General features: G+C 70.9%; 19 protein-coding genes. 13 read left to right on the forward strand and 6 right to left on the reverse strand.

The genetic code is table 11. The features are described from left to right. Positions 1-14: 14 nt before the first annotated feature. The 4 genes from GUI43_RS10535 (at position 15) to GUI43_RS10550 (ending at position 4273) form a co-directional block, all read left to right on the forward strand. Positions 15-1412 (forward strand): FAD-binding oxidoreductase, encoded by a 1398-nt coding sequence (locus GUI43_RS10535; protein WP_112582346.1) that lies wholly within the window; start codon positions 15-17, stop codon positions 1410-1412. After that, the gene (locus GUI43_RS10540; RefSeq protein ID WP_112582345.1) at positions 1409-2752 is read left to right on the forward strand and encodes a class I SAM-dependent methyltransferase; all 1344 of its coding nucleotides are present in this window, start codon (positions 1409-1411) and stop codon (positions 2750-2752) included. Before GUI43_RS10535 ends, GUI43_RS10540 begins: the two co-directional genes overlap by 4 nt. A 101-nt stretch (positions 2753-2853) precedes the next feature. Then, positions 2854-3411 (forward strand): winged helix-turn-helix domain-containing protein, encoded by a 558-nt coding sequence (locus tag GUI43_RS10545; protein ID WP_030490876.1) that lies wholly within the window; start codon positions 2854-2856, stop codon positions 3409-3411. Further along, positions 3404-4273: an SRPBCC family protein gene (locus GUI43_RS10550; RefSeq protein ID WP_112698690.1), complete on the forward strand. Its 870-nt coding sequence runs from the start codon at positions 3404-3406 to the stop codon at positions 4271-4273. Before GUI43_RS10545 ends, GUI43_RS10550 begins: the two co-directional genes overlap by 8 nt. A gap of 106 nt (positions 4274-4379) precedes the next feature. Here GUI43_RS10550 and GUI43_RS10555 read toward each other — a convergent pair whose 3' ends face one another. Continuing rightward, positions 4380-4697 (reverse strand): helix-turn-helix domain-containing protein, encoded by a 318-nt coding sequence (locus tag GUI43_RS10555; RefSeq protein ID WP_112582342.1) that lies wholly within the window; start codon positions 4695-4697, stop codon positions 4380-4382. Beyond that, positions 4694-5059 carry a type II toxin-antitoxin system RelE/ParE family toxin gene (locus GUI43_RS10560; RefSeq protein WP_112582340.1) on the reverse strand — a complete coding sequence of 122 codons (366 nt, stop codon included), beginning with the start codon at positions 5057-5059 and terminating at the stop codon, positions 4694-4696. Before GUI43_RS10560 ends, GUI43_RS10555 begins: the two co-directional genes overlap by 4 nt. A 105-nt stretch (positions 5060-5164) precedes the next feature. Between GUI43_RS10560 and GUI43_RS10565 the strand changes: the two genes are divergently transcribed. From GUI43_RS10565 to GUI43_RS10580, 4 genes are all read left to right on the forward strand, one after another. After that, the gene (locus GUI43_RS10565; RefSeq protein ID WP_112582338.1) at positions 5165-5398 is read left to right on the forward strand and encodes a zinc-ribbon domain-containing protein; all 234 of its coding nucleotides are present in this window, start codon (positions 5165-5167) and stop codon (positions 5396-5398) included. Between the two features lie 316 nt (positions 5399-5714). Continuing rightward, complete coding sequence (locus tag GUI43_RS10570; protein ID WP_181518479.1) at positions 5715-7970, forward strand: putative bifunctional diguanylate cyclase/phosphodiesterase; 2256 nt, start codon at positions 5715-5717, stop codon at positions 7968-7970. Positions 7971-8020: 50 nt separating this feature from the next. Continuing rightward, a complete protein-coding gene (locus GUI43_RS10575; protein WP_112698691.1) occupies positions 8021-8779 on the forward strand; it encodes a MerR family transcriptional regulator in 759 nt (252 codons plus the stop codon). Positions 8780-8832: 53 nt separating this feature from the next. Continuing rightward, complete coding sequence (locus GUI43_RS10580) at positions 8833-9603, forward strand: hypothetical protein (RefSeq protein ID WP_146765884.1); 771 nt, start codon at positions 8833-8835, stop codon at positions 9601-9603. A gap of 7 nt (positions 9604-9610) precedes the next feature. Here the strand turns inward: GUI43_RS10580 and GUI43_RS10585 are convergent, their stop codons facing one another. Then, entirely contained in the window at positions 9611-10978 is a 1368-nt protein-coding gene (locus GUI43_RS10585; protein WP_146765885.1) for a serine hydrolase, read from the reverse strand. Positions 10979-11082: 104 nt separating this feature from the next. Between GUI43_RS10585 and GUI43_RS10590 the strand changes: the two genes are divergently transcribed. After that, positions 11083-11415: a putative quinol monooxygenase gene (locus tag GUI43_RS10590; RefSeq protein WP_181518477.1), complete on the forward strand. Its 333-nt coding sequence runs from the start codon at positions 11083-11085 to the stop codon at positions 11413-11415. Positions 11416-11436: 21 nt separating this feature from the next. Here GUI43_RS10590 and GUI43_RS10595 read toward each other — a convergent pair whose 3' ends face one another. Beyond that, a complete protein-coding gene (locus tag GUI43_RS10595) occupies positions 11437-13014 on the reverse strand; it encodes a gluconokinase (protein ID WP_249037711.1) in 1578 nt (525 codons plus the stop codon). A gap of 133 nt (positions 13015-13147) precedes the next feature. Here GUI43_RS10595 and GUI43_RS10600 point away from each other — a divergent pair, with 133 nt between their 5' ends. From GUI43_RS10600 to GUI43_RS10610, 3 genes are all read left to right on the forward strand, one after another. After that, the gene (locus tag GUI43_RS10600; protein WP_112698694.1) at positions 13148-14299 is read left to right on the forward strand and encodes a DUF3761 domain-containing protein; all 1152 of its coding nucleotides are present in this window, start codon (positions 13148-13150) and stop codon (positions 14297-14299) included. Positions 14300-14344: 45 nt separating this feature from the next. Then, positions 14345-14872, forward strand: coding sequence for a WapI family immunity protein (locus GUI43_RS10605; protein ID WP_112582327.1), 528 nt, complete (start codon positions 14345-14347; stop codon positions 14870-14872). Positions 14873-15001: 129 nt separating this feature from the next. Continuing rightward, the gene (locus tag GUI43_RS10610) at positions 15002-16132 is read left to right on the forward strand and encodes an epoxide hydrolase family protein (protein ID WP_112698695.1); all 1131 of its coding nucleotides are present in this window, start codon (positions 15002-15004) and stop codon (positions 16130-16132) included. Between the two features lie 71 nt (positions 16133-16203). Here the strand turns inward: GUI43_RS10610 and GUI43_RS10615 are convergent, their stop codons facing one another. After that, positions 16204-16902, reverse strand: coding sequence for a hypothetical protein (locus tag GUI43_RS10615; protein ID WP_112698696.1), 699 nt, complete (start codon positions 16900-16902; stop codon positions 16204-16206). Between the two features lie 153 nt (positions 16903-17055). Between GUI43_RS10615 and GUI43_RS10620 the strand changes: the two genes are divergently transcribed. After that, positions 17056-18267: a hypothetical protein gene (locus GUI43_RS10620; protein WP_146765886.1), complete on the forward strand. Its 1212-nt coding sequence runs from the start codon at positions 17056-17058 to the stop codon at positions 18265-18267. Between the two features lie 31 nt (positions 18268-18298). On the opposite strand, the gene GUI43_RS10625 is transcribed toward GUI43_RS10620, so the two are convergent. Beyond that, positions 18299-18727 carry a VOC family protein gene (locus tag GUI43_RS10625; RefSeq protein WP_112698698.1) on the reverse strand — a complete coding sequence of 143 codons (429 nt, stop codon included), beginning with the start codon at positions 18725-18727 and terminating at the stop codon, positions 18299-18301. Between the last annotated feature and the right edge of the window lie 36 nt (positions 18728-18763).

Here is an 18763-nt window from a genome sequence, read left to right on the forward strand (position 1 = left end):
CGTAAGGTGATCACATGCGCGCTGAGCGTGTGGATCAACCGATTGACCATGATCAAGCGGTGGACACGCTGCGGCGGTCGTACGCCGCGGTGCCCACGGGCGAGCCTGTCCGGCTGGCCAAACGAACCTCCAACCTGTTCCGTCCCCGGTCCGCTCCCCGGACTCCGGGGCTCGACGTGAGTGGCCTGAACGGTGTGCTGTCGGTCGACCCGGCCGGCCGTACCGCCGACGTGCAGGGCATGTGCACCTACGAGAACCTGGTCGACGCGACGCTGCCGCACGGCCTGATGCCGCTTGTGGTGCCGCAGTTGCGCACCATCACGCTGGGCGGCGCGGTTACCGGCCTCGGGATCGAGTCGACCTCGTTCCGCAACGGTCTGCCGCACGAGTCCGTCCAGGAGTTGGACGTGCTCACCGGCTCCGGCGAGATCATCACCGCCCGACCCGACGGCGAGCACGCCGACCTGTTCACCGCGTTCCCCAACTCGCTGGGCAGCCTCGGGTACGCCACCCGGCTGCGCATCGAGCTGCAACCGGTCGGCCGGTACGTGTCGTTGCGCAACGTCCGGTTCACCCAACTGGAGGCGCTGACCGACGCGATCGCGGAGGTGACCGCCACCCGGTCCTGGGCCGGCGAGCCGGTGGACGCGATGGACGGGGTGATGTTCAGCCCCGGCGAGGCGTACCTGGTCTTCGCCACGTTCACCGACGCGGCCGGCCCGCCCAGCGACTACACCGGCCAGGCGATCTACTACCGGTCGCTGCGCCAGCGCACCCGCGACGTGCTCACCGCGTACGACTATCTGTGGCGCTGGGACACCGACTGGTTCTGGTGCTCATCGGCGTTCGGTGCGCAGCACCCGGTCGTGCGCAGGCTCTGGCCGGCGCGTTACCGGCGCAGCGACTTCTACCACCGACTGGTCCGGCTGGAGCACCGCCACCAGGTGGCGTCCCGGATCGACCGGCTGCGCGGGCAACCGGCCCGGGAGCGGGTCGTGCAGGACGTGGAGATCCCGCTGGACCGTACGGCCGACTTCCTGCGCTGGTTCGCCGGCGCGGTGGGAATGAACCCGGTGTGGCTGTGTCCGTTGCGACTGCGTGAACCGGCGGGGCCCGGTTCGGCGCGGTCCTGGCCGCTGTATCCGCTGCGGCCCGGGCAGGACTACGTCAACATCGGGTTCTGGGGGAGCGTGCCGATCGCGCCGGGCGCCGCCGACGGCGACGTCAACCGCACGATCGAACGCAGGGTGTCGGAGTCGGGCGGGCACAAGTCGCTCTACTCCGACGCGTACTACGACCGGGACGCCTTCGATCGCCTCTACGGCGGCGACACGTGGCGCGCGGTGAAAGACCGCTACGACCCGGACCACCGGCTGACGGGACTGTACGAAAAGGCGGTAGCACGAGCATGAGCCTGACCGACAGAGATCAGGGGGCGGCGAGCGTCCCCGCCACCCCGCCGGCGGGGGGCCGGCACACGGGTCCGACCGTCGCGGATGTCATCCGCGCGGTCACCACTGGGCCGTTGCCGGTGCGGATCACCGGGTACGACGGCAGCGCCGTCGGCCCGTCCGACGCCGGCATCACCCTGGCGATCCATTCCGAGCGTGGGCTGTCGTACCTGCTCACCGCACCCGGCGACCTGGGCATGGCCCGGGCGTACGTCAGTGGTGACCTGGCGTTGCAGGGCGTGCACCCGGGTGACCCGTACGAGGCGTTGCGGGTGCTCAAGGACGAGCTGCGGTTACGCCCACCGTCGCTGGCCGAGGGGCTGGCGCTGGTCCGTGGGCTGGGCTGGGAGCGGCTGATGCCGCCACCGGCACCGCCGCAGGAGGCGCATCCCCGCTGGAAGCGGGTGATGAACGGGCTGCGGCACTCGCGGGTGCGTGACAGCACTGCCATCTCGCACCACTACGACGTCTCGAACGCCTTCTACGAGAAGGTGCTCGGCCCGTCGATGACGTACACGTGCGCGGTTTTCCGGTCTCCCGACGACACGCTGGAACAGGCCCAGGCTGCGAAGTACGACCTGGTTGCCGGCAAGCTGGCGCTGAAGAAGGGGATGCGACTGCTGGATGTCGGGTGCGGCTGGGGTGGCATGGTGCGCCACGCCGCCCGCGAGTACGGCGTCAAGGCGCTCGGGGTGACCCTGTCGAAGGCGCAGGCGCAGTGGGCGCAGGCCGCGATCGAGCGGGAGGGGTTGACCGAGCTGGCGGAGGTGCGGTACCTCGACTACCGGGACGCGCCGGCCGAGCAGTTCGACGCCATCTCCTCGATCGGGTTGACCGAGCACATCGGGGTGCGCAACTACCCGGCCTACTTCGGGTCGCTGCGCAGTCGGCTGCGGCAGGGCGGGCGACTGCTCAACCACTGCATCACCCGCGCGGACAACCGGGCGCCGCACCGCTCGGGCGCGTTCATCGACCGGTACGTCTTCCCGGACGGTGAGCTGGCCGGTCCGGGCCGGTTGATCAGTGAGGTGCACGATGCCGGGTTCGAGGTGCACCACGAGGAGAACCTGCGCCAGCACTACGCGCTGACGTTGGCGGCCTGGTGTCGCAACCTCGTCGACCACTGGGACTTCTGCGTCTCGGAGGTGGGCGCGGGCACGGCCCGGGTGTGGGGGCTCTACATGGCCGGGTCGCGGATGGCGTTCGAACGCAACGGCATCCAGCTGCACCAGGTGTTGGCCACCCACAACGGCCCGAACGGCGTGAGCGGCTACCCGCTGCGACCGGACTGGTTGCCCTGATCACCTGCTGACCGCCGCCTGAAGCCGCGTCGAAAAAAGTCGGCGCGGCTTCTCGCGAAGCGATTGACAAAGAAGTTTTGTACGTACAAACTGATTTTGCCATGAGAGATGTCCTGTACCTGGAGCAGATCGAGCAGGCCGAAGTCCTGCTCAAGCCGCAGCGCGTCGAGGTGCTGCGGCAACTGGCCGAGCCTCGCACCTGCACCGAGGTCGCGGCCCGACTCGACCAGACGCCGCAGCGCGTCTACTACCACGTCAAGCAGCTCGTCGCGGCTGGCCTCGTCGAGCTGGTCAACGAACGCAAGGTCCGCGGCATCACCGAAGGCATCTACCAGGCCGCCGCCCGCTCCTACTGGCTCTCCCCGCGGCTCGTCGGCCGGATCGGCCTGCGCCGGGCCCGCGACGAGCTCAGCCTGGGCTACCTGCTCGACCTGATGGAGGAGGTCCAGGCCGACATCGCCGGCCTGGACCGGGCGGCACCCGAGCTGCCCTCAATCGGGGTCTCCGGCGAGATCCGGGTGCCGGCCGAGCAGCGCCAGCAGTTCCTGCACGACCTGCAAACCGCACTTCAGGACCTGTTCACCCGCTACGGCGGCAGCGAAGGAGATGCCTTCAAGCTGGCCGTCGCCTGCTATCCGAAAGGGAACGACAATGAGTGAGCCGATGAAGGTCCAGGTCCGTCTCGCCGCGCCCGTCGGGCGCGTCCGCCAGGCCCTGACCGACCCGGCCGAGCTGCGTCTCTGGCTGGCCGAGCACGCCGAGGTCGAGCTGCCCCAGCGGTACGAGTTCTGGGGTCGCTACACGCCCGAGGGCGACGCCCCGCACCAGCGGCTGCTGCACGCCGACGACGACACGCTGCGCTTCGGCTGGCTGCTCGACGGCGTGGAGACCACCACCGAGTTCCAGTTGACCGCCGAGGGCACCGACAGCACCGTGCTGACGCTGATCCAGAGCCACTTCGACTTCGCCGAGGCGATGAGCGGCTCCACCATCCGGGGCGTGCTCCAGACGTTCTGGGCGCTGTCCATCGCCAACCTGGCCGCCCACCTGGAGGGCAAGCCACTGCTGCCGCGCACCGACTTCACCTCCGCCGACATGCGCGGTGAGCTGGTCATCGCCGCCCCCGCCGACAAGGTGTGGGAGTCGCTGACCGACTCCGAGCAGGCCAGCGCCTGGTTCGGCTACCCGATCGGCATCGAGCCCTGGGTCGGCGGCCGGTACGCCATGGGCGGCTTCGAGACCGGTTACGCGGCCAAGGTCGTCGACCTGGAGCCCGGCCGGCGGATGTCGGTCGACTGGGGTCCGACCGGTGTGACGAGCTGGGAGCTGGCCGAGTCCGGTGGCCGGACCACGCTGACCTTCGTACAGAGCGGCTTCGACGAGGCCAACCCCCCGTACGGGGCCTGGAGCGGGTCGGTTGCCGGGCTGTCCGAGCTGCGTCGCTTCCACGAGGTGCCGAACTGGCAGCCGATCTGGATCTCCGAGGAGATCCCCGGCCTGGAGCCCGCGCCGGCCAGCTGAAACTGATCATCTCGCCTTGATCGTGCTCGATCAGGGATCTAGTGGCCTCGTTCACCCAGGAGGCCACTACATCCTGGATCGAGCACGATCTTGTGCTGGCGCGGCCTCACGCGATGGCGGCGATGTCACCATCGTCGAAATAGATTGCCTGATGGAGCCGGCCACCCAGGGCGGCCGCGTACCGTGCCACCACATCCTGACCGGAGATCCTGCCCTGCTCGATCTGGGACACCCGGCCCTTGGTCACGCCCATCCGCTCAGCGATCTGCTGCTGGGTGAAGCCGCGAGAGCGTCGCACCTCGGCAAGGCGGTGCCCGACGACCTGCGCGAGCAGCTCTTCCTTGCCCGCCTCGACAGCCGCCTCGCCGCCGGCACGCTGCACGTAATCCGCTCGGATGTCCGCCCACCGCACGTGACCACTCACCGCTGTCCCCCCTCCTGCTGTGCACGTTCCTTCAAGTAAATCTCGTACCGCTGCTCGGCGAGCGGGATGGCCTGTCGATACCAGCTCGTCCATTGGCCTGACTTGTCGCCGGCAACCAGCAGAATGCTCGCGCGCCAAGGGTCGAATACGAAGAGGATGCGGACAGTGCCGGGACGCAACTCCTTCAGGTTGGCTATCGACGACCCGCTGATCGTGTCGACCAGGGGTCGTCCCAGCCCGGGGCCAGCTTCGGAGAGGGCGTCGATGGCCTGGACCACGCGGGCGAACGTCGGCTCGTCCAGGCTGTCGATCCAGGCGCGAACCTCGTCGACGACGAAGACATCCCACTCTTCCCGGCTCACGAGCAGAGTATACCAATAGCTATACCTCCAACACTGGCCGTTGGTTGTCCTGATCCGATGGCGGGATCTGGTGACTTTTCGCGGTTGAGTGGGTACTGCCGGGCGATGTTCTTCATCTTTGGTCTGCGTACCAAGGTCGACCGGTCCGGTGTCGTGCAGCAGGTCTGCCGCCACTGCGGCAACCAAGCCGCGCAGGTGATCACCCGCCGCTCGACGAAATTCACACTCTTCTTCATTCCGCTCATACCGATCCGCACCCGGTACGCGCAGCAGTGCACGTTCTGCGGGGCGGAGTACGAGATCTCCAAGTCCGACGCCGAGCGCCTCCCGGTCGGCTGATCCGACGATGGAACGCTTCCTCTGCTGGCTGATCGGCCGACCGACGCCCTCGGCCGACGTGGCCGTGCACACCGTTGCCCGCCCGCCCTGCACCCCTGGCCGGCGCAGACGCCGCCGCGCACGCCGTCCGTTGGCCGGCACCGCACTGCCCCGTTCACCCTGGAACCGATCCGCGGGCCGCTGACCAGAGGCGCAAGCCGCAGCGCGGGTGCACGTTCGGCTCTGGCGGCGTTTCTGAGCGCTGGTTAGGCTTTCGGGGTTTGCCGTGGACCGGCGCCGCCGAGGGTGCACGCACGACGAAAGAGCCGGAGCGACCGTGTCCCGACAGGACGGAAAGCAGGCTGCGGGGACGCTCAACCCCGCCGGCGCGTTCGTCGCGGCTGCGGTCATCCTGCTGGAGGCGGGTTGGCTGGTCGCCGCGTTGCCCGGTGCCGCGCTGGTCAGCGACATCGGCGCGATGCTGGTCGCCGGTTGGGCGACGCTCGCGTGCGTCGGGGTGGCCCGTCGACATCCGGCGCCGCTGCGCCGGTTCTGGACGCTGCTCGCCCTCACCATGGGGCTCGCCGCGATCGGCCGGGCGATCTGGACGGTGCAGCGGCTCGTCGGCGATGACCTGCCGCACACGCCGGTGGTCGGGGTGGTCTTCACCGCCGGCATCCTCACCGGCACTGCCGCGCTGCTCAGCTCGCCGTCCGCACCGAGGACCGCTGTCGGGCGCGCCCGTACGTTGCTGGACGGGGTGATCGTCGCCCTGGCCCTGGTGCCGATCGGCTGGGTGCTGGTCTTCCGTGGGGTCGCCGCCGCCGAGCTGGCCGACCCGGCGCGCACGCTGGGGCTGCTCTTCCCGATGTTCGACCTGATGCAGCTCACCATCCTGGTCGCGGTCTCCGGGCCGGCCCGGCCGATGTGGCGGCCGATGACCGTCCTGGCGGCGAGCCTCACCCTGCGGGTCGTCGCCGACGTCGTCTACGTGTCGCTGGTCGCCCGCGCCGACTACACCGCCGGTCACCCGATCGACCTGTGCTGGCCGTTGAGCTACCTGCTGATCGGCCTGGCCACCCGGAACCCGCCGCCACCGGATTGCGACGGCACCGACGACACCGCCGAGTCGCCGCTGCCGCCCTGGTGGCGGGTGGCGCTGCCGTACCTGCCGGTGGGTGGGGCGATCATCGCGGTGGTGCTGGCCCGTCGGCCCACCGGGCAGACCCCGCAGCTGGTGTTCGTGACCATGATGGTGTTGCTGGCCGCCCTCGCCGTCCGGCAGGGGCTGGCGGCCAACGAGAACCTTCGGCTGGTGGCCCGGCTGCGCCTGCTCGCGTACGGCGACCAGCTCACCGGGCTGCCCAACCGCCTGTTGTTCAACCGGCGGCTGCGCCTGGCCCTGCGCGACGGACGGCCGGTGGCCGTGCTGCTGCTCGACCTGGACGGGTTCAAGCAGGTCAACGACCGGTTCGGACACGCCACCGGTGACACCTTGCTGACCGGGCTCGCGGCCCGGATGCACACCGCCGTGAACGGCGACGGCACCATCGCCCGGCTCGGCGGTGACGAGTTCGCCGTGCTGGTCGACGGCGGCCGGCCGGTGTCACCCGAACGGCTCGCCGAGCGGCTGCTGGACGCGTTGCGGCCCTCCGACGATGAGGAGGACGTCGGGGTGCACCCGTCGGCGAGCATCGGTATCGCCGAGTACGGCCCGCAGCACGCCTCCCACAGCGACCTGCTGCGTGACGCCGACATCGCCATGTACGCGGCGAAGGCGGCCGGGAAGTCCGCGTACCGCACGTGCACGGCGGCGTTGCGCGAGTCGGCCGTCTCCCGCGCCGAGTTGATCGCCGACCTGCGCCGCGCGGTCGACGAGGACCAGCTGCACCTGGAGTTCCAACCCATCGTCGACCTGACCACCGGCGCGGTACGCAGCGCCGAGGCGTTGGTGCGCTGGCGGCACCCCCGGCTGGGGATGTTGCCACCGGCGAAGTTCCTGCCGCTGGCCGAGGAGACCGGGCTGATCCTGCCGATCGACCGCTGGGTTATCCACGAGGCGTGCCGGGCCGCCGCGACCTGGCGGGAGCGTGCGCCGGAGGCGACCGTCGCGGTGAACATCGCCGCCGCGCACCTGCGTCGGCCGGACCTGATCGCCACTGTCACCGCGGCGACCAGCGCCGCCGGGTTGGCACCACGGGCGTTGACACTGGAGTTGACCGAGTCGGCGCTGATCGAGGGCACCGAGGCGGTGCTGGAGCGGCTGCACCAACTCCGGGAGCTGGGCATCCGGATCGCCATCGACGACTTCGGCACCGGCTACTCGTCGCTGAGCTACCTGCACCGCATCCCGGCCACCGAGCTGAAGATCGACAGGTCGTTCGTGGCCCGACTGGGCACCGACGAGCGGGCGTACGCCACGGTGGAGATGGTCACCCGCCTGGCCGGCGCGTTCGACCTGGCGGTCGTCGCCGAGGGGGTGGAGACCGAGCGTCAGCACGAGGCGGTCACCGCGATCGGCTGCCCACGAGGCCAGGGCTATCTGTACGGGCGGCCGGACGCCCCCGCCATGGTGGGCCAGAATCGGAGTTGACTCTCACGTAACGGCAGGCAGGAGCCTGGTTCCCGGAAGGGAGGGGGACCATGGCGTACACGGTGGGTCAGGTCGCGAAGGTGGCCGGCGTGACGGTGCGGACGCTGCACCACTACGACGAGATCGGGTTGCTCTCGCCCAGCGGGCGCACCTCGGCCGGTTACCGCCGCTACGACGACGCGGACCTGCAACGGCTGCAGCTCGTCCTGTACTACCGGGAGCTTGGTTTCCCGCTTGAGGAGATCACCGCGATCATCGACGACCCGGCGGCCGATCCGGCCGCGCACCTGCGCCGGCAGCACGAACTGCTGACGGTACGGCTCAAGCGGTTGCAGGAGATGGTCACGGCGATCGAGTTCGCGATGGAGGCGAGCAAGATGAACATCCAACTCACGCCGGAGGAGCGGTTCGAGGTCTTCGGCGACTTCAGTCCGGAAGAGCATGAGGCCGAGGCGGAGCAGCGGTGGGGTGACACCGACGCGTACCGGGAGTCGAACCGGCGGGCCTCCCGCTACGGCAAGGACGACTGGCTGCGGATCAAGGCGGAGAACGAGGACTGGGGGCGGCGGATCGTCGCGCTGATGGCCTCGGGCGCGTCGGCGGACAGCCCGGAGGTGATGGAGCTGGCCGAGGAGCACCGGCAGCTCATCAGCCGCTGGTTCTACGAGTGCTCGTACGAGATGCAGACCGGGTTGGCCGACATGTACCTGGCCGACGAGCGGTTCACCGCGTACTACGAGAACATCGCCGTGGGGCTGGCCGCCTACCTGCACGAGGCGATCCACGCCAACGCGATCAGCCGGGCGTGACACGGTGCGGTCCGGCTAGTCTGGCCGGACCGCACCGCCCGGGGGAGATGACAGTGCAGAAACCGAAGCTGATCGCCGCTGTCGCCGTGCTCGTGGTGGGGGTCGGTGGCGGGGCGTGGGCGCTGGTCGCCGCCGGCGACGACGAACCGGACGCGGGTCGTCCGGCGGCGTCGGCGAGTGCCGACCCGGTCGGTGTGCTGAAGGCCGCCGCCGCGAAGGCCGACGAGCAGCCGTACAAGCTGACAGTTGGCACCGGCGGCGCGGACGGCGACGCCACGGTGCTGCTCTGGGACCCGAAGGCGAAGCGTGGTCTGGAGACCACCTCGCTGAAGGTGCCCTCCGGTGTGGTGAAGATCGAGCGGTTGACCACCGGCCCGGACGTGTACGTGCGGGTCACCGCCCCGGACCGCCGCGTCCCGGTCTGGGACGGTAAGACCTGGTGGCACGTCGGCGCCCCGGGTGCCCCGCCGGCCAAGCAGGGCCTGGACAACACCCGCCTGGCCAGCACGTTGGGCGCGCCGACGGGGGCCCGGCTGACCGCCGAGCGGGAGTACGCGGGCACGCTGGACCTGCGCCAGAGCGGCGCGGTGCTGGGCAGCGGCATCGGCAGCGTGCTCGGCGACCGGGCCGCGGCGGTGCCCTTCACCGCGGCAGTGGACGAGCAGGGTCGGCTGGTCCGCTACCGCATCGAGTTGGCCAGCGAGCAGTCGCAGACCGCCCAGCTCGACCTGACGTACTCGGATTTCGGGCTGCCGGTGTCGGCGGACCCGCCGGCGGCCGACCTGGTGGGCGAGGACCCGCCGGCGAACATCCCCGGCGCCTGAGGTCGGCTCACTCCTCGACCGCTCCCTCGACCGGGGGGACCAGGAAGTCGTAGACGGTGCGGGCCATCCGCCGGACCGTCTCGTCGCCGGTGGCCATGGGGCCGGCGGTGAGGAACGCGACGGCGGTCTCGGTGCCCGGGATCAGGTAGTAGCCGACGTCGTGTGAGGCGTCCGGCAGGTCACCGGTCTTGTGGGCCACCGGCACACCCTGTGGCAACGCCGCCGGAATCTTCGTGTTCAGGGTCTGCTCCCGCATGAACCCGATCATCAGGTCGCGGGAGGCGGGGGTGAGGATCTCGCCGTCCCAGACCGCGCCGAGCAGTGACACCACGTCGTCCGGGCTGGTGTAGTTCTCCTCGCCGCGTTGCGCCGCCGCGCTGTCGAGCATCCGGCGGGCCAGGATGGTGGACCGTTGGTTCATCGAGTCGATCAGCGCGTTGACCGGGGCGAACCCACCCAGGTAGGTGATCAGCACGTTCGCGGCCACGTTGTCGCTGTACTTGATCAGGTACTGGGCGAGCCGGCGCACTGTGACCACCTGCGGGAACGTCTCGAACTGCAGTTGGCCGGTGCCGCCGACCACGTCCTCCGGAGTGACCAGCACCCCGTCGTCGAGGAAGACCTGTCCACAGTCGACCCGGCGCAGCAGCTCGACGAGGATCCACAGCTTGATGACGCTGGCCGCCTTGGGGCGCAGCGATCCGTTGACGGCGATCTGCTGGTCGCCGTAGCGGCCGGACAGGTCGCGGACGGTGACCCCGGCCGGGTTGAGGCTCGCGTCGGCGACCACCCGGGCGAGCTGCCCGCTGAGCGGGAACAGCCGGGCCCCGGCGACCGGGTCGGTGGGCGGCTGCGGGCTGGTGACCACCACGCCGGTCAGCGTCGTCGGCGGGCGGTGCCGTTGGATCACCTCCAGCGTGCCCTCGCTGCGCCCGACCAGCGGCACCCGGTAGCGGTAGGCGGTGCCTCCGACGACGACCGCGCCGCTGGCCACCCCGGTGGCGACCCGCATGGTCGGGTCGGCGACCCGACCGGTGTCGCCGTCGCAGGCGCGGTAGCGCACTGTGCGCCCGAGCGAGTCCACAGCGAACACCCCGCCGGGAAAAGACAGCCAGGACACCTCGCTGGTCGGCGGGCGCTCCGGCGTCGGGTCGACCCCGGGCTCGTGGCTCTGACCGTCGCCGGGCTCAACCCCGTACCCCGGCTCGGTCGTCTGCGCCGGGTCCGCGACGGGCGCGCGGCCCGGGCCGTCCGCGGTGGCCGGCCCGGTCGTCGCGAGCACCGCGAGCGCGACCGCCGTCGTCAGCACCTTCAGTGGTACGCGGGCAGAGTTCCCCAGCAGGGAAGATGAGCGCCTCTTGTCGCTTTTTCTCACGTTTGCACGATATGAAGCGCCGGAGGCTGGTGAGACCGACGGGACCGGCGTCACCCGTCCGGGCGGCAATGTCCCGGCGAGCGTCATGACCCACAGGTATAAATATGACCCACAGGTATCAGGCTTCCCAGCCACTCACCCCGGAGGACCCTTTGCTGATCATCGCCGGCAGTCTGCAGGTCGAACCGGCCACCCGTGAGGCGTACCTGTCCGACTGCGAACAGGTCATCGCGCGGGCGCGCGCCACCGCCGGCTGCCTCGACTTCCTGCTGGCGGCCGACCCGTTGGAGCCCGGCCGGATCCACGTCTACGAACGCTGGGAGTCACCGGAGCAGTTGGCCGCGTTCCGTGGCTCCGGGCCGGACGACGCGCAGGAAGTGGCCATCCTCGACGCCGACGTGCAGCGCTACCTGATCGCCGGCGTCGAAGCGCCCTGACCCGCCGCGAGCCGGCACCGCTCACGCCTGTGGTTCCGGGCCGGTGGGCAGGCCGGGTGCCATCCGACGGATCGAGGCGAAGGTGGGCGTGAGGGCCTCGTACAGCTCGGCGAAGAGCGGCAGCAGCGCCGCGTAGGTGGCGGCGGCGGCCGGGTCCGGGCGGACCGTCTCCTCGATGCGCACCAGGTCGGCGGCGACGTCGATGCTGGGGATCAACCCGAGCGCCTCCATGCCGAGCAGCGCCGCCCCGAAGCTCGACCCCTCGTGCGCGGCCGGGAAGCTCACCGGCAGGCCGAGGGCATCGGCCAGCATCTGCCGCCACAGGCCGCTGCGGGCGAAGCCGCCACCGGCCCGGACCTCCCGGACCTCGTTGCCCGCCGCGCGCACCGAGCTGAGCACCAGCGCGAGCTGTTGGCAGACGCCCTCCAACGCCGCCCGCACCAGATGCTCGCGGCGGTGTGCGTGGGTCAACCCCACGTACGCGCCGCGCGGCAGGGCGCTCCAGTGTGGTGCCCGTTCGCTGTGCAGGTAGGGCAGCATGATGAGCCCGCCGGAACCGACCGGCGCGCGGGCCGCCAGGGCGACCAGGTCCTCCTCGGAGTGCTCGCCCAGGTCCGGGGCGAGCGCCGCGCCGGCCCACTTGAGCACGATGCCGCCGTTGTTGATCGCGCCACCGACCGCCCAGCGATGCTCGGTCAGCGCGTAGCAGAACACCCCGCCGAGCGGGTCCACGCCGGGGCGCTCGACCATCACCCGCATCGCGCCGCTGGTGCCGATCGAGCAGGCCACCATGCCGGGGTGCACCGCGCCCAGGCCCAGGTTCGCCAGCGGTCCGTCGCCCGCGCCGACCACCACCGGGGTGCGCTCCGGCAGGCCGGTCTGTGCGGCGGCCTGCGGGGTCAGGCTGGGCAGCACGGCGGTGGTGACGACGAGCTGCGGGAGCTGTTCCGGGGTGATGCCGGCGATGGTCAACGCCTCGCGGTCCCACTCCAGCTTGTGGATGTCGAGCAGGCCGGTGGCCGAGGCGATCGAGTGGTCGGTGACCAGCGTGCCGCAGAGCCGCAGCAGCACCCATTCCTTGATGCCCACCCAGTGCGCCACCCGCTCGAAGAGTTTCGGCTCCTGCTCGGCGAACCAGAGCAGCTTGGGCAGCGGCGACATCGGATGCATCGGCGTGCCGGTACGTCGGTGCAGGGCCAGCCCCGACGGCACCGCCCGCAACCGCTCGGCCTGCCGGGTGGACCGCGAGTCGGCCCAGGTCACCGACGGGGTGAGCGGATTGCCGTCACTGTCCAACCCGATCAGGCTGTGCATGGCGGAGCCGAACGACAGCCCCGACACCGGCTGGACCAGCTCGGCCACGACGATGCTGATCGACTTGAGCACCGCTTCGAGGATGAGCTGCGGGTCCTGCTCGGCGTAGCCGGGTTGCGGGTTGTTCAGCGGGTAGCCGACCAGGTGACTGCCGAGCTGCCGCCCGTCGGTGTCGTACGCGACGGCCTTCGTGCTGGTGGTGCCGATGTCGACCCCGATCACGACCCCGGGCAGCGTGACTGCCGGCACGACCGCCACCCCCTCGGAGAACATGAACGTCGACACCAGTATCCCCCTATCGTGCTGGTTGCTCCGCCGATCGGGTAGTTCGCCCGTTTCGGCGTGTCCGGGCGCCGCGCCGGACCTGTTAAACCTCGTGACACCCCAGATTGGTGGCCAGCGCGGCGAAGGAGTCGGCGTGGCGAAGACTGATTCGACGGGTTCCACATGGCGGTACCGGTGGGCGCACCGGCAGAACGTGCGGCGGGTCAGCACGTACCGCGGCGCTGAGTCGGCGTGGCGGCGACGCGACGACGAGTTACGGCGGCTGCGCGCCCTGGCCGCCGACTTCCAGGGCTCGGCGGCAGCCGGCGCCGGGCTGGCGTTGGAGTTGGCCGCCGACGAGGTGGTGCTCTGGGCACTACCCGCTGCGCAACTGGTCGAGGTGCGGCACACCACAGTGCTGCCCGCACCGGACCTCACTGTCGCCCCGGGAACCGGGCCACTGCGCCCGCGCCGCCCGGACGGCGTACGCGTCACCGACGCCGGCATGGCCGTGATCACCAGCCGTCGACTCGTGCTGCTCGGCGGGCGGGGCCGGCGCGACTGGGCGTACGGCCGGATAACCGGCCTGGCCCACGACCCGGCGGCACCGGTCACAGTGATCCAGGTGCTGGACCGGCGGCGTACCTCCGGGTTGTTGCTGCCCACCGCCGCCGCGGCGGACTTCCGGTTCAAGCTCACCCTGGCCTTCGCCGACGCGATCGAACAGCGCGCCGCGGTGATCGCCCAACTCGACGAGCTGATCGCCGAGCACGCCCAGCTCAAGCCGTTCCGGCCGGCCGCGGCCACCCCCGGGCAGGCCCGGCTGTCGTCGTTCGTGCCCGGTGGCCGCAGGACCATCGCGGTGGTGGCGGCCATCGCGCTGCTGGTGCCGGCGGCGCTGATCGAGTCGGACCCGTCCGACCCGACCGGTGGCGCGGAGGTCGCCGTCGCCGCCACCCCGGCGCCCACCGCCAGCGTGGCACCCGCGCTGGTCCGCCCGGCCGGCCCGGCGCTCGCGCTGAAGAACCCGCCGCCCAAGCCGACAAAGTCGCCACGCCCGTCACCCAGCGCGACCCAGGGCCCGCGCTGTGGGGCACCGGAGAACCCACTGGGGTACGGCTTCTGTGGCGGCACGCGGATCCGTAAGCCGGCCGCCGAGGTGTGCGACTGGTTCGACTGCGTACCGCAGTTCTGGGCCGGACGCGGTTACCTCGTGCAGTGCCGCGACGGTTCGGTGAGCCTGGCCGGCGGCCGGTCCAACGCCTGCGCCGAGCACCGAGGCGTGCGGCGGACCATCACGAAGTGACCGATTCGGGCCCTGAAGTCCGCTTCGCTCGGCCAGAATGATCGAGTGGAGATCCGGTCTGACGATGGCGCTCGGGTGCGGGTACGCCCCGTCGGCTACCAGCCCGGCATCGACCCGCCCGACGACCTCGACGGGGCCACGCCCGGCTGGCACGACTGGCTGCTCATCGAGGTGGACGCCCGCACCGCCGACGGCCAGACCTGGTCGCACCACTACCCGAGCCTCATGGTGGAGGAGGCCCGCGCGCTCGGCGGCTGGCTGCACGGGCAGGCCACCGCCGCACTCGGGCTGAGCGCGCCACCGGCGATGGTCCGCTTCACCGAACCCAACCTGGCCCTGCGCAGCCGGGTGCTGCGCCGCCGCCGGCTGGAGCTGATCGTGGAGTTCTCCGCGGAGTCACTGCCACCGTGGATGCGCCGCCCGTCCACAGCGATCTACCCGCTGATCCTCACCGTCTCCGCGGACGCCCTCGCCACCGCCGCCCAGCACTGGGCCGAGCACTGCGAGGCGTACCCGCCGCGGACCCGGTCGCGGTTTCCGACCCGGGGCCGGCTCCCCGACCCACTCGGCTAGAGTGATCTTCGTCAGCCACGAGAGGAGGTGAGCCCGGTGACCACCCATCGTCATTCCTGGGCGCTCCTCTCGGCCGTCCCCCGCAGCTGACCTCTCGCGTCGGGGAGCGCCCTCCTTATCGGAGGACCAATGTCTTTATCTTCCTTCCGCATCGACGTTCCCGATGCGGTCCTCGACGACCTACGGGCCCGACTGGCCCGTACCCGATTCACCGACCGCAGCGGCAACCAGCCGTGGCAGGGCGGCGTCGACCCCGACTACCTGCGGGACCTGGTGTCCTACTGGCACGACGGATACGACTGGCGAGCCCGTGAGGCGGAACTCAACGCGTACCCCCAGCACCTGGCCGTCGTCGGCGGCCGGAAGCTGCACTTCCTGCACGTCCGGGCCACGCGCCCGGCGGGCACACCCGCGCCGTTGCCGTTGATCCTCAGCCACGGCTGGCCCAGCAGCTTCGTCGAGATGCTGCCGCTGGTCGACCGGCTGACCAGCCCCGCCGGCGGCGGTTTCGACGTGGTGGTGCCCTCGCTGCCCGGCTTCGGCTTCTCGGAGGTCCCGGACGAGCCGGTCACCCGGGCGTTGCTGGCCCGGACCCTGCACGAGCTGATGACCGACGTGCTCGGCTACGAGCGGTACGGCGCCTTCGGCGGCGACGTCGGGGGAGTGGTCACCGGCTGGCTGGGTGCCCTCTATCCGGAGCAGGTAGCCGGCATCCACATGATCCATCCACCGTTCCCGGCCAGCTTCGACGCCCGACCACTGTCGGCGGCCGAGCAGGCGTACCTGGACGCCGAAGCCGCGTACGACGAGACCGACGGCGGCTACAGCGCCATCATGGGCACCCGCCCGGACACCCTGGCGGCGGCGCTCGCCGACTCGCCCGCCGGGCTGGCCGCCTGGCTCGTCGACAAGTACCGCGACTGGAGCGACAACCACGGGGACCTGGCGAGCAGCATCGACACCGACACCCTGCTCACCATCATCACGCTCTACTGGGCGACCGGCACGATCGGCTCGTCGTTTCGGCAGTACGCCGACTTCGACCACAACACGCCACGACCCGACATCACCGTGCCGGCCGCGTTCACTGTGAGCACCGAACCCTCGATGGCCAACTTCCCCCGGGAGATCGCCGAGCGGGCCTGCACCGACATCCGGCACTGGAGCGAGCCGGGCCGGGGCGGGCACTTCATGCCGCTGGAGGAGCCGGGTCTGCTGGCCAGTGAGATGAGGCAGTTCTTCACCTCGCTGCGCCCGTAGTTGCTGTAGTTCGCCTTTGCTGTCCTGCCCGGCGGCTGCTCTGATTTCCCTGAGCGGCCGCCGGCGCCGGGCTACGCGCTGCCGAGCGACGCCTTGGCGGCGTCGATGGCGTCGGACAGTTCCTCGTTGTACGGGAAGCCGTCCTCGACAATGGCCATGTTGACCCCGCACTCGCGCTGCCGCGCCCGCAGCAGGGTTTCCTCCACCGGGGCCACCGGGAAAGCCAGCGGGTCGAGACCTGGGGCAGGCTCCAGGTCCTGGATCTGGAGCCACTTGTTGTACTCGCCCTCGTAGACGATCAGACCGGCCTCGATGCCCCGGGTCCACTGGTCGAAGAGCGTGGCCAGGCTGGTGGCGGCACGCACCGAGTCCCACGCGTCGGGCGAGATCTCATAGCGCCAGATCTCACCCTCGTGCTCGCCCGCCAGGACGAAGGTGAAGATGGCGTACTCGAAATGGAACAGTGGCAGTTGCTGCCGCCAGGGGAACGGCGTGCCGACCGCCAGCCACAGATAGTCCAGCACGTCCGGGCCTTCCGGCCAGGACATCAGCCACCCGCCGTTGGGCAGCAACCGCCGCTCGGGCCAGCGCTGCGACTGCAACCAGGTCAGTTGCTCCGCGATGTGATCCACGCCGAAGATCCGGTGGACCACGTCCGGCGCCTGCCCGGTCGGCGACTCGTCCTGGTCGGGCCAGTCGAGGCCGGCGGCCGTCGCCGCGAGGCGATAGCCGCGTACCGCGTCGCGCAGCACGGGCATGTCATCAAGCATCGGGAAGCTCCTCGGCCTCAGGGGTCCTGGGCAGGCTAGCTTCGCCGCACCGACTCTGGTGTCCGTCAATACTCTCCTTTCGGGCGCAACGGGATGCATCGATCCCGGTCGCGTTGCCTGTCACGTACGTGAGCGGTTGTACCGCGTGTGACCGTGACCTCTGTGTCCTGCGCCCCCTGGCGGATCGCCTGGGCCGAGCGCGAGAACGAGCGCCGGCAGCGCGCGTACCGCGACGCCACCGACGCCTGGCGGCACCGCGACGACCACCTGGCCCGGCTCCGCATCGAAGCCGCCAGCTTCCTCGGGTGTACGCAGCCACGCTCCGGCCTGCCGGTGGAGCTCGACGACGACGAACTCGTCTTCCGCGTCCTCCCCGTCGCCCAGCTCGTCGAGGCCGAGGCGCGGCACATCCCCGGCCTGCCCAGGCCGGACGGCTTCTGTTCCTTCGCTGACGCTTCTTCCCAGACGCTGCCGGCGGGCCTGCGTGTCGTCGACACCGGCATGGCCGTCGTGACCAGTCGGCGAGTGGCCTTCGGTGGCCGAGAGCACCGGCGCGAGTGGCGGTACGCGGACATGGTCGGCCCCGCCCACCACCCCGACGTGCCGGTCACCCTGCTGCCCGACCGCTGTCGACTGCAGGGGCTGCTGGTCCCGGCGAATGCCGTGGTGAACTTCCGCTTCTATCTCACAGTCGCGGCTGCCGACGATCGCGGCGCCGTCATCGCGCAGGTCGACGCGCTGCTGGCCGCGCACCGGGCCGCCCCGCCCGCGCCTCTTCTGTTGGTGGACCCCGACGACGCACCACTGACGGCGGTACGCCCCGACCGGCGGGCGCTCGGCGCTGCCGCCGTCGCTGCCGTGGTGTTCGTGACGCTCGGCCCCGGCGCTCTGGGGCCTGGCGCGTGGGGTCCTCGCGCGCCGGTGCCCTCGGCGGAGGTCGTCGCCCTGGACGTGCCGAGGGCCGGGGCGGCCCTCGTTCCGACCGGTCCCGTCGGGCCGGTGGTGCCCAGGTCGCGGGTCGGCTCGGCCGACAGTGCGGTATGGAGCCCGCCGAATGTCCCGGCTGTACGTCCGTCGGCTGTCTCTACAGTGGAAGCCGCTGTTGCGGTGGCCCTGCCGCCGGCCGCTCCGCCGTCCGTCGCTCCCGCGCCGTCGGCCAGTTCGGTGCCGACGCCTGGTCCGGTCCCCACTGCCGACCCGCCCGCGTCGACCCTGCCGACGCCGCCCGTCGTGTCGGCCTCGCCAACGCCGACGCCGGCTGTTACGGCGACGCCTTCGCCGGATCCGGGACTGCTGGCGATCTGCCTGGATCCTCTTCAACTGCCGTTGCTGGACCCGCTGCTCTGCCCGTCTCCGGCGCCCTGAACTGGGTTTTCTCTCTCCTGCCCGGCTCGGCTCAGTTCGTGGCGCTGAAGTCGGGGACAGTGATGGTGCCGTCCTCGGCGAGGGTGAAGCCGGGGTTCCAGGCGATCTCCCAGAGGTGACCGTCCGGGTCGGCGAAGTAGCCGGCGTAGCCGCCGTAGAAGGTTTCCCGGGCCGGCTTGGTGACCGTGGCACCGGCCTTGGTCGCGGTGGCGATGACCTCGTCGACCTCGGCTCGGGAGCGGACGTTTTGGGCCAGGGTCATCGCGCCGGTGCCCGGCCCTTCGATGCCGGCGTCGTCGGCGAGCTTGTCGCGGCCCCAGAGGACTAGTGCCAAGCCGCCGGCCTGGAAGAAGACCGTCTCCTCGACCTCCTGGCCCTGCCAGCCGAGCTGCTCGTAGAACGCCTTCGCGCGCGCTACGTCCGTGACTCCCAGGGTGATCAGACTGATCCGCTGCTCCATCCCTTCAACCTAACCCGCAGTCGGTCGGGGGCGTGG

Source organism: Micromonospora noduli, from assembly GCF_003264365.1.
Classification (GTDB): Bacteria; Actinomycetota; Actinomycetes; order Mycobacteriales; family Micromonosporaceae; genus Micromonospora; species Micromonospora noduli.

Bases quoted from the DNA above. Each gene is read 5' to 3' on its own strand.
- GUI43_RS10545 (WP_030490876.1), top strand. From the start codon at position 2,854: ATGAGAGATGTCCTGTACCTGGAGCAGATCGAGCAGGCCGAAGTCCTG.
- GUI43_RS10550 (WP_112698690.1), top strand. From the start codon at position 3,404: ATGAGTGAGCCGATGAAGGTCCAGGTCCGTCTCGCCGCGCCCGTCGGG.
- GUI43_RS10540 (WP_112582345.1), top strand. From the start codon at position 1,409: ATGAGCCTGACCGACAGAGATCAGGGGGCGGCGAGCGTCCCCGCCACC.
- GUI43_RS10565 (WP_112582338.1), top strand. From the start codon at position 5,165: ATGTTCTTCATCTTTGGTCTGCGTACCAAGGTCGACCGGTCCGGTGTC.
- GUI43_RS10535 (WP_112582346.1), top strand. From the start codon at position 15: ATGCGCGCTGAGCGTGTGGATCAACCGATTGACCATGATCAAGCGGTG.
- GUI43_RS10575 (WP_112698691.1), top strand. From the start codon at position 8,021: ATGGCGTACACGGTGGGTCAGGTCGCGAAGGTGGCCGGCGTGACGGTG.
- GUI43_RS10610 (WP_112698695.1), top strand. From the start codon at position 15,002: ATGTCTTTATCTTCCTTCCGCATCGACGTTCCCGATGCGGTCCTCGAC.
- GUI43_RS10625 (WP_112698698.1), bottom strand. From the start codon at position 18,727: ATGGAGCAGCGGATCAGTCTGATCACCCTGGGAGTCACGGACGTAGCG.
- GUI43_RS10615 (WP_112698696.1), bottom strand. From the start codon at position 16,902: ATGCTTGATGACATGCCCGTGCTGCGCGACGCGGTACGCGGCTATCGC.
- GUI43_RS10590 (WP_181518477.1), top strand. From the start codon at position 11,083: ATGACCCACAGGTATCAGGCTTCCCAGCCACTCACCCCGGAGGACCCT.